Here is a 15,318-nt window from a genome sequence, read left to right as displayed (position 1 = left end):
TGTCGGTATGGCGTCACGGCATCCGTCCTGTTGCTTGCGACGGCAATATCCGCGCCCGCAATCGGGCAGGAAGTGGATCAGCCGCCAGACTTGCTCGTGATCCGGCCTACGGTCCGGGCGACCTACGATGACAATATCATGAAGCTCAGCAAGATCCGTGCACCTAACGACCGTGACGATCTGCGGTTCACGCCGACGATCGACTTCACGGTACGGCGCTTGATCGCAGGACAGCATCAACTGACGCTGACGGGGATGGCGGGGTACGATCTGCATCGCACGAACAAGTTCCTCAATCGGGAGCGGATCGAGGCGACGGCACAAGTGAATGTCGCAGTCGCCGGCGCGTGCACGGTTCGGCCGGGAGCTTCGGTAAATTGGGCGCAGGCCAATCTATCGGATCAGGGCTTCGTCGCTGGCAACACCTTGCGTCAGACCGATCTGGAAGTGACGGTCGCCTGTCGGAGGGCTGCGGGCCTATATCCCACAGCCTCGGGCCGTATCAGCCGCGCGATCAACACCGCCCAATCGCGCGAGTTGTTCAACCTGCACAATGAGTTTGCCAGTGCAGGCGTAGGCTATCGCGTCCCCAGCATCGGCGATCTAATCGCGATGGTCGAATATGAACGGTTCGACCGGCCGAAGTTCCGCTCGCGCCTTGGTATCGACGACCGCTCGTCTACATGGCGGTATGGCCTGCTGTTTACGCGCAATGTTGCGCCACGCGTGAGCTTCCGTGCAGCCGTAAACTATTTCCGGGTCGATCCGCGTGCCGCCGGGCTGGACGATTTCTCAGGTGTGGGATTCGAGGGGGGCATCAACTTCCGGCCATCTCCTCCACTGTCCATCAATCTGCGTGGGGCGCGGGCGGCAACGAGCCAGGGGAATACCGGATCGACCTACGTGATCCAAACCCGGTGGCAACTGACCGCCGCGTATCAATTAGGTGCTGAAACCGAATTTCAGCTCGGCGCACAACTGAATCGCCGCAACTTCAGGGATGAGTTGTTGGTGGACACGCCATTCCCCCGGGACTTCGATCGCACCTCGACCTTCAACGCGGGCGTGACACGCGCATTGAACGAGAAAATCCGGGCGGGTCTATCGGCACGATACGAGCGGCGAAACGCGAACATCGCCTACTACGAATATGACTCCGCGTCGGTCACGGCACAGATCGGCGTGCGCTTGTGATGGGAGAACGATCATGAAGAGCCTAATATATGCAGCATTTCTGCTCGGCGCCTCCGTGTCTCCGCTGGCGGTCGCTGCGGCCGTGGAAGCTTCGCCTGCCAGCTACATGCTGGGTGTAAATGACGAAGTGCAGGTGTCGGTTTTCGGCGCACATCCCATCGACGTGAAAACGCGCGTGAAAGAGGATGGCGGCATCACGCTCCCGATGCTGGGCGATGTGAAAGCGGAGGGCTATACCGCAAACCAGCTTGCAGGCGTCATTGCCGAAAAGCTGAAGAGCGGGCGCTATTACGTCAATCCCATAGTGAACGTCGAAATCACGAGCTTCGTCAGCAATTCGGTCACGGCGTTCGGCAGCTTGCAGCAGCCTGGCCTCTATCCGATTGACCGGCCGTTGACGGTCGCGATGCTGCTGGCGAGAGCGGGCGGTACGCGGGGCGATGCCGCCGACTATGTGATCCTGCGGCGGAAGGGGCAGCCCGATCGTCGTGTGGTTCTCGATGAAATGGCGGACGGTAGTGACGAGGCACTGCGACCCGGCGACTCCGTTTTCGTTCCTGCTGCACAGCCGCTGTTCGTCTACGGCCAGGTCAACAAGCCCGGCAAGGTGGAGCTTCGGTCCGGCATGACGTTGAGGCAAGCGCTTGCCTCCGCCGGCGGCCCAACGCTGGCGGGGACGCAGAAGCGCGTGACTCTTACGCGGGGGTCGACGACGACGAAGAAGGTGCCGCTGGATACGCCGGTCAAGGCTGGCGACGTCTATTATGTCAACGAGAAGTTGTTCTGATGGTGGTGTCCGCTCAGAAAGGCCGGCGGGGCTTCTGGTCAAGCCTTGTGCGTGGCCTGACCCATCTGCTTGCGCCAGCGCCAGCGCCGCGTCCGACGCTTTCCGCTCCAATCCAGAAAGCTGCCCATGTGGAGGGTGAACCAGAGGCATCTTCCCGTGTTCAGACGCCGCCGCGTGCCACGCCGCGAATACGTCACGGGAACAGCTTCGATGCTCTTACCGACCCGCGCCGTCGTAGAGTCACTATAAACTTCAATAGTACGCAACCTGTTGAAAATAGGAGAGATTTATACGGTCGTGCCGATAAACTTGAGGCGCTGTTCAATTCTGTTGTTCTGCGCGAGCAGCACGCACTGATTTACGGTGCACGGGGATCGGGCAAGACGTCGCTGGTGCGGGTGTTCGCGGACTATGCCGATCAACAGGGATTGATCGTGCTCTATACGGCCTGCGAGCCGCATCACAGTTTTCCGGAACTGCTGAAGCTGTACTTCGAGACGATCCCGCGTTCTGCCATTGCCGCGGGGCGCGACATCCTGTTCCGCGAGAAGCTGCGCGACCTGGGCGCGGGCTTCGGGCCGCGTGAGGGCGTGGAATTCCTTGGTGAATTCACGACGCGGCGGCTCATTTTCATCTTCGACGAATTCGACCGGATCCTAAGTAGGGAGGTCCGCCTGGAATTCGCTAGTTTCCTCAAGCTGTTGGCCGATGCGCGGATGCCGGTGCAGGCGGTGCTGGTCGGCATCGGCGGCGATCTGGCCGATCTCATTACCGATCATCCGTCCTTACGGCGCCATCTCACTGCCATCCCAATCGGCCGCATCAGTGCCGCTGCGGTGGAGGAGATGATCGATGTGGGGGCGGAGCAGGCTGGCTTGCCCTTCGACGACGCGAGCAAGGAACTGATCGCCAGCTTGGCTTGCGGATCCCCTTATCATGTGCGGCTATTCTGTGCTCATGCAGGATTGCACGCGCTGCGGAACGGGCAGGATCAGGTGACATCGGCGGCGGCGCTGTCCGGCGTCATCGCGGCGAGCGATGACTGGGCGCTGCTGAACGACGATGACGCACGGCTTTTCCGGCAGCTTTCCGCTTCGAACGTCGCGCTTCATCACGCGCTTGCGCATGTTGCGCGTTCGGCGGCTATGTTCGACGCCGTCAGCGCCACGCAACTGGGCCGCGAACTGCCTAGCGGTCAGGCGGAGCAGGCGATCACGATGTTCGGGCCGGCGTTAATCGGGCGGGATAGCGATCAATATGCGTTCCGCGACACCGTCGCGCCGCAATTTTTCCTGGCGCTGCTTCTGACGCAATCCGCCCGCCGCGACACGGTCCACGACAACGTCATTCCTCTGCCCGAGACATCGCGTCTTGGTCAGGCACTCTGAAGGTAGAACGCGATGCAGCTTGCAGACCTGATCCGCGCCGTCCTCGTCCGATGGAAACTGGAAGCGGCAATATTCATGGGCGTGCTTGCCCTGGCGATCATCTGGATCGTCGCAAGCCCGCGCACATATATCGCGACCGCCAGCATGTTGATCGACTCCCGTGCCCCCGATCCGGTGTCATCTGACTCTGGTACCTCGAAAGGGGAAGGTTCGGTGATCGCGACCGAGGCCAGGATCATTCAGAGCGAGGCGATTGCTGCCCGCGTGGCTGAGAAGCTGGGGATCGACAAAGACCCGGCGATGAAAGAACGTTGGATGAGCGACACGGGGGGGGCGCAGACCTTCAATGGCTGGGTCGCTCGCCGGGTGTTGGCAGGCCTCGGCGTCAGCGCAGATTCGGCGGACAACATCATTACATTGGGATATAAATCCTCCGATCCGCAAAAGGCGGCTTCCATGGCCAACGCCTTTGCCGACGCCTATGTCGATGTACGGCTGCGGATGAGCACCGATCCCGCGAAGACCTATGCCGACTGGTTCGAGAAACGGATCGCCGAAGTCCGCGCCAAATTGATCGCCAGTCAGGAAGCCTTGTCCGATTTCCAGCGGGCGCGGGGCATTATTTCCACCGGCTCCATCGACGCGGAAAGCACGCGACTTGGCGAACTGTCCTCACAACTGTCCAATGCCGAGGCGCAAGCGGCAGACGCCCGATCGCGCGCCAGCGTCGGCGGAGCGGCAATGCCCGAGGTTCAGACGTCGGGCGTTATCCAAGGGTTGCGCTCGCAGATCGCGGCAAAGTCGGCGGCGGTCCAGCAGATGCGTGGCGAACTGGGTAGTTCCCATCCCGAGATGCTAGCGGCACAGGCGGAACTCGCACAGTTGCAGGCGAGCCTGGCGAGCGAAACCGCCAAGACGACAGGAATGTTGAGTGCTTCCAGTGCGGCGTCCAGCTCTCGCGAAGGTCAAATCCGCGGTCTTTTATCAAGCCAGCGCGGGCGGATGCTGGCGCAGGCCGCAGACCGTAGCAAGCTGGAGGTGCTGGAAAGCGACACCGCCTCGGCGCGGCGCGAATATGACTCGGTGACGCAGCAACTCGCCTCGATGCGGCTGCGCAGTACCGTGCCTGCGACCAATATCCGGCAACTCGACCGGGCGGAGGTGCCGCTTCTACCGGACAGCCCGAATGTCGTGTTGCGATTGTTGCTGGCAATCGTTTTCGGCCTGATGCTGGCGCTCACCACCGCCGTTGCGCTGGAGTGGCGCCGGCCCCGCATCCGCAACGTTGCCAGCCTTGTGCATCTCACAGGAGCGCCAGTGCTGGGAACGGCCCAGATCCGTCGCGCCCTGCCACATATGACCGGGCCGCAATCCACGGGGGAAGCAACGACATGAGGTTGAAATCGTCCGAAAGCGCATTGCGCAACATATCTCGCGACCCACATCTGGATGATCGTCCGCATGATCCGGACGGGGACGCACAGGGTGCCTATCAAGGCGGCGGTGAGCTGGAGCGATGGGCTGAACTTGATCCGCATCTGGTTGCTGCTCTGTCACCAACCGATCCACTGGGGCAGGCAGCCCGAAACCTGCGGGCGATGATCGCGGCGGCACGACTGGAAGATGGACATCGCCCGAAGATCGTCGTCCTGATCGGTGCGGACGCTGATCCGGAAACGGCCTTGCTGAGCGCGAGTGTGGCGATCGCCAGTGCGCAGTCGGGATGGCGGACGCTGCTGGTCGATAGTGATGCCACCGACCCCGTTCAGCATCGCCTGTTCGGCATCGCACATGGTGCCGGTGCCGCGCGAGGGGGCAACGGAGAGGAGCCGACGCTCCTGGTGCGGCCTGGGCCGATGGCGGCTCTGGCACTTGCATCCACGGAGCTGTCAGGGTCCAAACTTGAGCCCATGCAGATGCACTCGGCATTGCGCGATTTCGTGGACGAGTTCGATCTCATCATTGTGGACGCAAGTCATTCGGCGAGTTCATCAGCCGCAACCTTTGGTGCGGATGCTGCTGTGGTAGTATTACGTAGAGACTTTACCGCTGTGTCAGATACTCAGGAAATAGTACATAGCCTAAGAACGGCGGGGACAGCAGTGCTCGGGACATTTATGTTCAAGTAAATGTCGGTATCACGCAGATTTGCGAGATTATTTCATGCGTATATTGCACGTCACCCGACAATATCTTCCTGGCGTTGGTGGTATGGAGGATTATGTCCGCTGCCTTGCACGGGAGCAAAGCGCACAGCACTCGGTGAGTGTCCTCACGCTCGACAAGATATTCGGCGAGCCGGAGCGAAGCCTGCCGAAGCATGAAGTGCTGAACGGAGTCGAAGTGGATCGCATCCCCTATAAAGGGAGCGAGCGTTACCCGTTTGCCCCTCAAGTTCTCCGTCATCTTCAGGGTGCCGATATCGTGCATGTGCATGGAGTCGACTTCTTCGCGGACTTTCTGGCGGCCACCACTATGGTTCATCGCAAGCCTCTCGTGCTCAGCACCCATGGCGGCTTTTTCCACACCAGCTACGCGGCGAAGCTGAAGCGGCATTATTTCAATCAAGTTACGCGCCGCAGCCTGAAAGCGTATCGGGCTGTGATCGCGTGCAGCCAATCCGATCACCAGATGTTTTCGACGATCACGGACGACCGGCTCGTCACGGTCGAAAATGGCGTCGATGTCGAGAAATTTGCCGGACTGGGTCAGCGCGGCACCAAGAATATCCTGAACTTTGGACGGATCGCGCCGAACAAGGAGCCGGAGAAGCTGCTGCGCTGGTTTGCCAGCGTATATCAGGCTGATCCGGAATGGCGGCTGGTGATCGCGGGCAAGCCGATGGGTGTGGATATCGAGGCGCTCCATCGGATCACGCAGGAGCTAGGGCTGGATGGTGCGGTGGAGATCGTGCCTTCACCGAGCGACGCCCAACTCGCCAACCTGATCTCTAAGAGCAGCGTATACGCGTCCGCTGCGTCTCACGAGGGCTTCGGCATAGCGGCGGTGGAGGCCGCGTCGGCAGGATTATATCCGATACTGAGCGACATCGCCGCGCATCAGTATACACGGGCGCGGCTGGGCTTCGGGATGCTGGAGACATTCGACGATCCGGCGTCGCCGCAGCGTTTTCTCGATCAGCACAAGGCTGGTGCGATGGTGGCTCCCGACGGCGAAGCGCTGCGGCCCACGCTCCAGTCGTTCGGCTGGAGCGGCGTGTCGCAACAGATTGACGGGCTATACGATACGATCATGGGCACACGGCAACGCTCCTTCGGCGGGGTGGATGTGCCGGTCATGGACGCTGCGGTAGCGCTGACGCAGATGGCCGATATCGTGAAGCGTGGCACGCCTCAGGTGGTGGCGTTCTGCAATGCGCATACGGTGAATGTGGCGCGCAAAAATTCTGACTTCAGCCGCGCGATGAACGATGCGCTGGTGCTCAACGATGGGGCAGGGATCGATATTGCAAGCAAGCTGCTTTACGGTCGCAAGTTTCCGGCGAACCTCAATGGCACGGATCTCGTGCCGCTCTTCCTCCAGCAATTCCGCACGAAGTTGCGCGTCTACCTGATTGGTAGTGCGCCAGGCATCGCCGCGCGGGCTGGCCAGATGTTGCAGCGGATCAACCCGCAATTGCAGATCGTGGGGGCGGACCATGGTTTCTTCGGCCCGCAGGACGAGGAATTACTGAAGGAGAGGGTGCGTCTGGCCGATCCCGATCTGGTGCTCGTCGGCATGGGGCAACCGCAGCAGGAGCTTTGGGCGAACCGCAACGTGAAGGCGCTTGGAATACCGATCATCTGCGTCGGCGGCCTGATCGATTTCCTTGCGGAGGCAGCCGTTCGGGCGCCCGAGTGGATGCGCGCGGCACGGCTAGAGTGGACCTATCGTCTGTATCTGGAGCCGCGGCGATTGGCGCACCGCTATCTCGTCGGCAACATCACCTTCCTGGCGCAGGTTGCCAATGATGCGCGGCGCGGCGTTCGACTGCGCAGCAGCAGGAGCAGCCCGCCGCCACGACATGAAGGCTTGCGCGCCTGATGAAGACGGCAGCGGCACATTCGCGCGTTCATCCCGTCGACAACGAAGAGAATGGGTCGTTCTCGGAAGCCGGTGTTTCAAGGCAGGAAGGTGACATAGCGCGCTCGGGAACGCGCGTGCTCATCCTCTCGCGGCATGACTATCGCACCAAACGCAAGGCAAGCGCGCACTTCCTAGCCAAGGCGCTGGCCGAGCAGGGGCACGAGGTCCGGTTCTTCTCTGTCGGCTATAGCTGGCTTTCGCGGCTGCGCGGCGACAGCCGGACTTTTCTCGACCAGAGCGCCAACCATTGGGAAAGCGTCGATGGGGTCTACGCCTATCTATGGCGAGGCAACTGGCATGCGACGCGCGTGCCGCTGTTGGGTGACAAATCGGGCTATCTGTTCGATCTTTGGGCGCGCAGCCGGTGCGATGCGCTCGACGAAGCGGCTTCGGTGTCGGACGTCATCATCGTGGAGTCCGGTATCGCACCGATGCTTATTCCGCGCGTCAGGGCGGCGGCGCCCCATGCGAAGCTCGTCTATCGGGCCGCCGATCTGCTCTCGACCGCTGGGGTCCATCCTCGCGTGCAGCAAGTGCTTGAACAGTCGCGGGAGGAGATCGACCTCGTGGTGGTCGTCGCGCGGGCGATGCTTCCGCATTTCGACAATTTCGATGTGCCCAAGATCGTGCTGAGGCACGGAATAGATCGCGATCAGATCGGCGCCCCGACCGAAAATCCTTATGAGCGACCGCGCAACATCGTTTCGGCGGGTTCGATGCTGTTCGATCCGAATGCGGTATGCATCGCGGCCGAACATATGCCGGACTGGCATTTTCACTTGATCGGCGTTCCCGTGCACAGCTTTCCCGATAACGTCGTGCAACATCCCGAAATGCCGTTCGCCAGCACTTTACCCTATCTGCGTCATGCCGATATCGGTCTGGCCGCATATCAGAAGGAGGCGGCGTCCGGCTATCTGGCCGAATCCAGTCTCAAGCTGCTGCAATTCGGCGCGATCGGGTTGCCCGCAGTGTGTCCGCAATTTGCCGTAGAGCCTGGCAGTCTGCGTTTCGGCTATGACCCCGAACGCCCCGAAACGATCGTGGGCGCACTGGAGCGAGCAGCGTTGGCGCCGCGCGTGGCTTCGGATGTCCCTTCCTGGTCGCAGGTGGCGAAAAATCTTATCGAGGCGGCCTGTGCCTGACGCGCAGATGCTGACGGCGCAGCGGCTCCGCTGGGCCGGACCTGAGCGGCTCGACGGTGTTGCTGTCCCGCGCCGTGCGCCGAACGATCAGTATCTGCAGATCGCCGCCGCCGCGGTGCTGGCCGGCACAGTGATCTTCAATCCGTTTCTCGCGTGGGTGAACGCGACGATCATGCCCATCGACGGCAGCAAGGCGGCCCTGGCGCAAGGCGCGCTGACAGTCGCTGCGCTCGGAATCGGGTTCCATTCGGCGGGCAGGCCTTCCACAGACCGAGGCATCACGCCCTGGATAATCGTTATCTGGTTGCTGGCCATGACCGCGATCATAACAGCGGCGATACGGGAGCAATTCGATCCGAAGAGTTTCGGCGAAGTTCTGCTGATCCCCGCATTCATCATGCTGGGTATGCAATTTTCGCAGACGGTGTTCATCCGGACAGTCGTAGGGTTGCAGGTAGCGGTACTGGTGGTCGGCATCTGGGAATGCGTCGACCCTGCGGGGTTCGGATCGTTCTTCAAAGTTGCTAAATATTATATCAGTTCGCGAGGATATTCGGCGGATGATTTCTGGGCGGGGGGCGACTTGTTTGTCAGCGCGCAGCGTCCGCAGGGCAGGTTGCTGTTTCCCGGTTCCGGCCTGCACCGTGGATCATCGTTGTTCCTTGAACCGGTGTCGCTGGGCAACTGGACGATCATGATTACGCTGTTTCTCATTGGATTGTGGGACCAGTTGAGTGTCCGCCAGCGTGCGCTGATGATCGCGTCCAACCTGATCCTGATCGTCATCTGCGACGGGCGACTTGCGCTCGGCGTCAGCGCGGTGTTGGTTGCCATCGTTCCGTTGGCGCGCCGTTTACCAGGCTGGATCAGCGTCACCTATTTGCCCGTCTCGCTGATAGTGCTGGCAGTGGCAAAAATGCTGGGGTTGTTAGGGGAAGTGGGCGACACTTTCGCGGGACGCCTTCGATACGGCATAGACGCCCTGGGACGCCTCAGCATCGAGCGATTCTTCGCGATCGGCGCGAGCCGAACTGGCAATGAAGACGCTGGGCTAGTTTATTTTATTCAAAACCAGTCGTTGCCGATCGCGGTGGCGCTTTGGGTGATCGTCACACTGACGAACACCGGGGAGGATCGTGGCGGTCGGGGATTCAAGCACGGCATGGCCATCTTCCTGGTTGCGTGCCTTCCGATCAGCAATGCATCGCTATCGATCAAGACCACGGCCCTAATGTGGGCATGTTTTGGCTACTTCTATGCGCGTGCAAGAGCGCAGAATAATATCACGCAGCCGCTTCCGGACCCGGCTAATGGGTAGGACGCAGCACGCGAGCCTCGGCAATGCCGCAGCGCGTGGCGCGACACTGCTGGGACTGTCGCAAGCCGTTAAGATTCTGACGATGCTGGCATCGACCGTGGTGGTCGTGCGCCTCCTGACGCCAACCGATTATGGTGTGATCGCGATGGTCGCGCCGGTAGCGAGCTTTATCCTGATATTCCAGTCGCTGGGACTGGGGCAGGCGGTCGTCCAACGCGCAAACCTCTCTCAGGATCAGATCAATGCCGTCTTCTGGTTCAATGTCGCCGCTTCTGCGGCGATAGCAATGTTCTTCGTCGCGCTGGGTCCGCTGGTCGCGTGGTTCTATGACGACGTACGTCCCGGCTATGTGATCGCGGCAAGCGGATTGACGGTCATGGCTACGGGCGTGACCTTGCTGCAAGTGGCGCTGCTCAACCGGGAGATGCGGTTCGGAGCGCTTAGCATCGTGGACATGGTGACGGCTTTGGCCGGACTTATCGCCACCATCGTGTTTGCGGTGACGACGCGCAGCTATTGGGCGTTGATGCTCGGGCCGTTCGTGGGAGCAATCGCAGGATCAGTGCTCGCATGGCGCATGGCGGGGTGGCGGCCTTCGCTGCACATCCAGTGGAGCAGTTCGCGCGACCTGCTTCGATTTGGAGTCGATGTCACCGGCTTTAACTTGCTCAATCAGCTTAGCCGCAATCTTGATAATGTACTGATCGCAAAGATGTGGGGAGCGATGCAGCTCGGCCTTTACGACAGAAGCTACCGACTGATGATGTTTCCGCTCCAGACTCTCAATCAGCCCCTGTCGCGCGTGATCCTTCCGGCGTTGTCCAAGGTTCTGGGTGAACCCGAGCGGTATCGCAGAATTTTCCTTACCGCCGTCCGATCACTGGTGTTCGTCACCGTGCCGGGCGCAATCGTCGCGGCGGCATGTAGCCAACAAATTATCGGGCTGCTGCTCGGCGAGCAGTGGTTGAGCGCAGCGCCGATATTCTTCTGGTTGGCGCTCGCCGCAAGCATCCAGGTGGTTTCCAACGCCACAGGCTGGCTGTTCATCAGCTCCGGGCATACACGCGCTATGCGGAACTGGGGCGTACTGGGCGCGATCTTCACCATTGGGAGCGTGGTTGCGGGACTACCGTGGGGCGCTACCGGCGTCGCGGCAGCCTATGCCGCGAGCGAATGGCTGAGAATTCCGATCCTCTACCGCTGGAGTACGCGCGGAACGAGCGTGCGTCCTGTCGATCTCTATGCCGTGCTTGCGCCGTCGCTGGCGGCGGGGGGCATTGCGGCGGGGATCATCTGGATCACGCAGGATCGCGCAGACGATCTCGTCGTCTTCGCCGTGGGAATTGTAACGGCGTACGGCCTGAGTACGGCCTTCCACGCGTTTTCAGAAGATGGGCGCGCGATGCTAGCGCGATTCTATCGAATAGGGCATGACGCACTTGACCGTTATCGCCCCCGCCCGCTGATCCCGGCCGAATAGCTCAGGCCCGCAGCGAGCGGGGTGTAGCAGCGGAGTCAGCTACTGCACGCGGCTGATCGGCTTCCGGTTGCAGCGTGGCGAGAAGCGCTTCCAGGTCGTGATCCAGCAGGGAATTGTTAAACTCCCGCTCGACTTTGGCGCGCGCCGCCCGGCGCATGGCGGCTATGTCGATGGCACCATCAGCGATACGGTCGAGCGCATGGGCAATTGCGTTGGCATCGCGTTCGGTGACAAGCAGACCTTCCAGTTCGTCCTCGATCAATTCGGGAATGCCGCTGTGCCGTGTCGCGACTACGAGCACGCCCATGGCCATGGCTTCCATCAGAGCTACGGGAATGCCTTCCATGTCGCCATCTTCAGCAGTGACTGAAGGCAACAGGAAGATGTCGGTAGCACGCAGTTCTGCAAACACGTCCGCATGGGATCTGCGTCCCAACAGCCGAACATTGTTGCCGGGCGCAGCGCATCGTTCGGTCAAGGTCTCTTCCAGCGGGCCATAACCGATTATCCGGTAATCAATGTCCGCCGCAGCCTGTTTCACGCCCTCGATAGCGTAGGCCAGGCCTTTTTTCTCGACGAGCCGCGCGACGCTCAACACCCTCAGTGGTCTTTGTAGCGGCTTGTCGTCCGGGACGGGATCGAACAGACCGAGGTCGACACCCATGCGCAGCACTCTGATCTTGCCGACGGGAGCACCCCAATCAATAAGGCGTTGGCGCCAGAGACGGCTGATCGGGAGCAGCAATTCAGCGGAACGGAACAGGTTGCGATAAGAAGGAAGGAAACGTTTCAAGGTCCAGCGATCGCTCATATCCTTGCCATGAAAGATCACGGCGAGCGGCCCGCCTAGCATACCGGCCTGTCGCAGGATCGCGGCGCGTACCCCCATCGGGCCGAAATGGGCGACGATGGCGTCATACGACCCGAGATGCAGTGGGCAACTGAGCAGGTCTGCGGCGGGCATCAGTGACTGCATGGCCAGCCCTCGAATGATGGCGCCGAGGCGCCGCCAATTCAGTAGAGCCATTACCCCGCAACGTAGCCGGAGAGTCAGCGCCCTGATTCCGGTGCTCTCCTGTCGAATCAGTCGGACCTTCACGCCTTCGCGCTCGATCTCATCCATGGGCGCCTTCAGACATCCTGCTACGATAGTAACGTCATGGCCGAGCGCGCGCATTCCGGCGATCTGGCGGGCAACGAATGTTTCCGAGGGGTTGGGGTAGTCGGCGACGAAGAAGGCTATTTTCATCTGCGGGGATCCTCGACCGGCTGCGATGGTTCAGGACAGGGCAAGCGGCCGCTTCATCCCGATCAGTTTCGTAAGTGCGGCGGCAGGCCCATGCGCCCACGCGAGCGCAACGCTGAGTTCGAGATATCGATAAGGTTGAGCGGTGCATTTGCGGCGTATGCCAAGAGCCGTAGTGCGTAGTTCCCGGCGCATGGAGGAAGGCAATTCGCGCCCATATCGGCCAAGGAACTTGTCGATGCCGTCGGCGCGCCGGGCGGTGGGTGTGGCGATCCGGTCCCCTGCGTGGTCGCGCCACAGGACGAGCGGGTCATGGACAACGGCATAGCGCGTGCCGTTACGCAGGAGCCGGATGAGAAAGTCCCAATCATTGAAGACAGTCATTGCAGGGTCGAACCCACGTACGGCCGCAAAGCGAGTGGCGCGGATCAGGAAGTTGCTCCCGGTCATGGAACTCCGGTATTGGAGCACTGTGTCGCCCGTCATGTCGTCAGGCGTAAAACGTGCGGTATCCGGCTGCCCTTTTTCCTGACGTTGCAATCCACTCATCACCAGGTCGACGTCGTTACGTTGCGCACGTGCGGCTGTTTCTGAGAGAAAATCTGGCTGCCACAGGTCGTCGTCGTCCAGGAAGGCGAGCCAATCGCCGCTGCTGAGAAATGCACCAAGATTACGCGAACCGCACGCGCCAACCGCTACGTTGTTCCTCACATATTGCGTCGGCACCTGCAATTGCTCCGCAAACATATTCACTACTTGCTGCGTGCGCAGGTCGCTGGCGTCATCCACCACCCAAACCTCCGCTGGAAGCAGCTTTTGCCTGGCTACACTTTGCAGTGCGTCCTTCAGTAATTCGGGCCTCTTGTGGGTAGGTATAATGACCGAAATCTTCATCCGCAGATCGCCCCGATCGCTGTTGCGCATGTAGGCATCGTACCGGGTGTCGACGGCAAATTCAGTAGCCGGACTTGCGTAGGTGTTCGTACCTAACTTCTCAGCCGTGCGGTTTTTCCGCATAGTTTCTTCGCAGTTGCAAGAGAGGGTGTCCAGATGGCGCAACCACGTGCTTTGCCCGGTAAGGTTGCGCCACAGGACTTTCGCACTGCTCTCAAAAAGCTGGTGCGTCCGCTATCGTCCTTCAACTTGGTTCATAGGCCCGGTGCAGAATGAACAGTTCGCTTTCCGCAGCATCATCCCTCGATCTGTTACGTCGCGAAATCCGCCAAAGGGAAGAAGAGGGCGCTTTGCGTGGTAAAGATTACCGCGCCTTTCATCGCCAGTTACGGGAATTGGATAAGGATGCGGCAATCCGCGTCGCGCTTCTCGGCAACGTCACCTGCGAACTGCTGGAGCCGTATCTGTCACTCGCCAGCGCGCGCGAAAGCTTTCAACTGGTATGCCGCTATGGCGGGTTCGGGCAGTATTTCCAGGATTTACAGGCGGATGTCTGCCAGCATTTCAACCCGCACATGATCGTCCTGCTGTTGTCGCTTGAGCAACTCCGGCCGGATGCAATTGGTACGCTAACCGCCCTTTCTCCGGGCGAAAGACTTCAGTTGCGCGAGCAGATCAGCGAGGAGATACGAGCCTGGATCGGTTCTGCGGAGGCGGCGACTACGGCGACGCTCCTGATCGGTAATTTTCCGATGCCGCCTTTTCCAGCGCTGGGCGTGGCGGATGCCGCCAACGACTATGGCGAGCAGGCATTCTATCACGACCTTAATTGTAGCCTGCTGACTTTCGCCGCGGAGCACCCCCGCGTCCAGATATTCGATCTTGCAGGCGCATTGGCGCGCATAGGCAGCGACCAGGGGCTTGATGCTCGCATGATGCACGTCGCCAAGGTTGCTTGGACCGAAAAGCTGATGGCGGAAATGGGGAATGTCTTCGCCCGGCATATCATCGCGATGAGCGGCGCCGCGCGCAAATGTCTTGTCCTTGATGCCGACAACACCTTGTGGGGCGGGGTGCTGGGTGAAGAGGGGCCTTGGGGTATCGGCATAGATCGCGGCGACTCCACCGGCGAAGCGTTCATCGCCTTCCAGCGCCGCGTAAAGGCGCTGAAGGATCGAGGCATCTTACTGGCGCTGTGCAGCAAGAATAATCCTGCGGAGATGGACGCGCTATTCGAAGCACGCACAGATATGCCGCTCTCGCGCCACGATTTCTCGATGCTCGCGGTAGGATGGCAGAATAAAAGCAACGGCCTCATCACCATCGCACGCGATCTAAATATCGGCTTGGATTCTTTGGTCTTCATCGACGACAACCCGGCGGAAGTCGCACATGTTCGCGCCGCGCTGCCCATGGTCGAGGCCGTGTTGTTGCCATCTGACGCATCGTCCTATGCGGGGTTGCTCGATCGGTTGCCCTGGTTTGAAAAGTCGAGGCTCACGGCTGAGGATGCGCTCAAGTCGGACCAATATGCGCAGGCTGCGGCGCGACAGGCGGCTCTTGCGGATCTGCCGCAAGGGATGAGCTATCTCGAAGGATTGGGAATCGAGCTTGAGGTGCGGGAAGCGGAACCTCGTGATCTGCCGCGTTTGCATCAACTGTTCGCCAAAACCAACCAGTTCAACGTGACGACCATCCGCTATTCGCTCGGCGAACTGGAGGATATGGTCGGTGCGAACGATGTTCGTGTCGAAGTCGCTTTCATGCGCGACCGATTTGG

Annotated in this window: 12 protein-coding genes (1 of these 12 running past the window's edge); 10 read left to right on the top strand and 2 right to left on the bottom strand. The window is 60.5% G+C overall.

Features of this window, described 5'->3' with window-relative positions; all coding sequences use genetic code 11:
• The first annotated feature begins 30 nt into the window (after positions 1-30).
• Genes C1T17_RS12695 through C1T17_RS12655 form a run of 9 tightly spaced genes read left to right on the top strand, consistent with a single transcriptional unit; the run spans position 31 to position 11,398 of the window.
• Positions 31-1,194 carry an outer membrane beta-barrel protein gene (locus tag C1T17_RS12695; protein WP_104953751.1) on the top strand — a complete coding sequence of 388 codons (1,164 nt, stop codon included), beginning with the start codon at positions 31-33 and terminating at the stop codon, positions 1,192-1,194.
• A gap of 13 nt (positions 1,195-1,207) precedes the next feature.
• Positions 1,208-1,981, top strand: coding sequence for a polysaccharide biosynthesis/export family protein (locus tag C1T17_RS12690; protein ID WP_104953750.1), 774 nt, complete (start codon positions 1,208-1,210; stop codon positions 1,979-1,981).
• The gene (locus tag C1T17_RS12685) at positions 1,981-3,369 is read left to right on the top strand and encodes an AAA family ATPase (RefSeq protein WP_104953749.1); all 1,389 of its coding nucleotides are present in this window, start codon (positions 1,981-1,983) and stop codon (positions 3,367-3,369) included. Before C1T17_RS12690 ends, C1T17_RS12685 begins: the two co-directional genes overlap by 1 nt.
• A 12-nt stretch (positions 3,370-3,381) precedes the next feature.
• The gene (locus C1T17_RS12680) at positions 3,382-4,764 is read left to right on the top strand and encodes an exopolysaccharide biosynthesis protein (RefSeq protein ID WP_104953748.1); all 1,383 of its coding nucleotides are present in this window, start codon (positions 3,382-3,384) and stop codon (positions 4,762-4,764) included.
• Positions 4,761-5,498: a hypothetical protein gene (locus C1T17_RS12675; protein WP_104953747.1), complete on the top strand. Its 738-nt coding sequence runs from the start codon at positions 4,761-4,763 to the stop codon at positions 5,496-5,498. The genes C1T17_RS12680 and C1T17_RS12675 overlap by 4 nt, the downstream gene beginning before the upstream one ends.
• Positions 5,499-5,532: 34 nt before the next feature.
• Positions 5,533-7,413 (top strand): WecB/TagA/CpsF family glycosyltransferase, encoded by a 1,881-nt coding sequence (locus C1T17_RS12670; RefSeq protein ID WP_104953746.1) that lies wholly within the window; start codon positions 5,533-5,535, stop codon positions 7,411-7,413.
• Positions 7,413-8,600, top strand: coding sequence for a polysaccharide biosynthesis protein GumK (locus C1T17_RS12665; protein WP_104953745.1), 1,188 nt, complete (start codon positions 7,413-7,415; stop codon positions 8,598-8,600). The genes C1T17_RS12670 and C1T17_RS12665 overlap by 1 nt, the downstream gene beginning before the upstream one ends.
• Positions 8,593-9,918, top strand: coding sequence for a polysaccharide biosynthesis protein GumE (locus tag C1T17_RS12660; RefSeq protein ID WP_104953744.1), 1,326 nt, complete (start codon positions 8,593-8,595; stop codon positions 9,916-9,918). The genes C1T17_RS12665 and C1T17_RS12660 overlap by 8 nt, the downstream gene beginning before the upstream one ends.
• Positions 9,911-11,398 (top strand): lipopolysaccharide biosynthesis protein, encoded by a 1,488-nt coding sequence (locus C1T17_RS12655; RefSeq protein WP_189338342.1) that lies wholly within the window; start codon positions 9,911-9,913, stop codon positions 11,396-11,398. The genes C1T17_RS12660 and C1T17_RS12655 overlap by 8 nt, the downstream gene beginning before the upstream one ends.
• A 1-nt stretch (position 11,399) precedes the next feature.
• Here C1T17_RS12655 and C1T17_RS12650 read toward each other — a convergent pair whose 3' ends face one another.
• Both C1T17_RS12650 and C1T17_RS12645 read right to left on the bottom strand, forming a co-directional pair.
• Positions 11,400-12,647, bottom strand: a complete 1,248-nt coding sequence (locus C1T17_RS12650) for a glycosyltransferase (protein ID WP_104953742.1) — start codon at positions 12,645-12,647, stop codon at positions 11,400-11,402.
• A 30-nt stretch (positions 12,648-12,677) separates the two neighbouring features.
• Positions 12,678-13,661 (bottom strand): glycosyltransferase family 2 protein, encoded by a 984-nt coding sequence (locus tag C1T17_RS12645; protein ID WP_104953741.1) that lies wholly within the window; start codon positions 13,659-13,661, stop codon positions 12,678-12,680.
• Positions 13,662-13,810: 149 nt separating this feature from the next.
• On the opposite strand from C1T17_RS12645, the gene C1T17_RS12640 reads away from it, so the two are divergent.
• Positions 13,811-15,318, top strand: partial view of an HAD-IIIC family phosphatase gene (locus C1T17_RS12640; RefSeq protein WP_104953740.1) — the 5' portion only. Its footprint extends 343 nt past the window's final position; only the first 1,508 of its 1,851 coding nucleotides appear in the window; the start codon lies at positions 13,811-13,813; its stop codon lies off the right edge, out of view.

The sequence above is a fragment of the Sphingobium sp. SCG-1 genome, assembly GCF_002953135.1.
In the GTDB taxonomy this organism is placed as follows: Bacteria; Pseudomonadota; Alphaproteobacteria; order Sphingomonadales; family Sphingomonadaceae; genus Sphingobium.
This window is presented reverse-complemented; position numbering and strand designations above follow the sequence as displayed.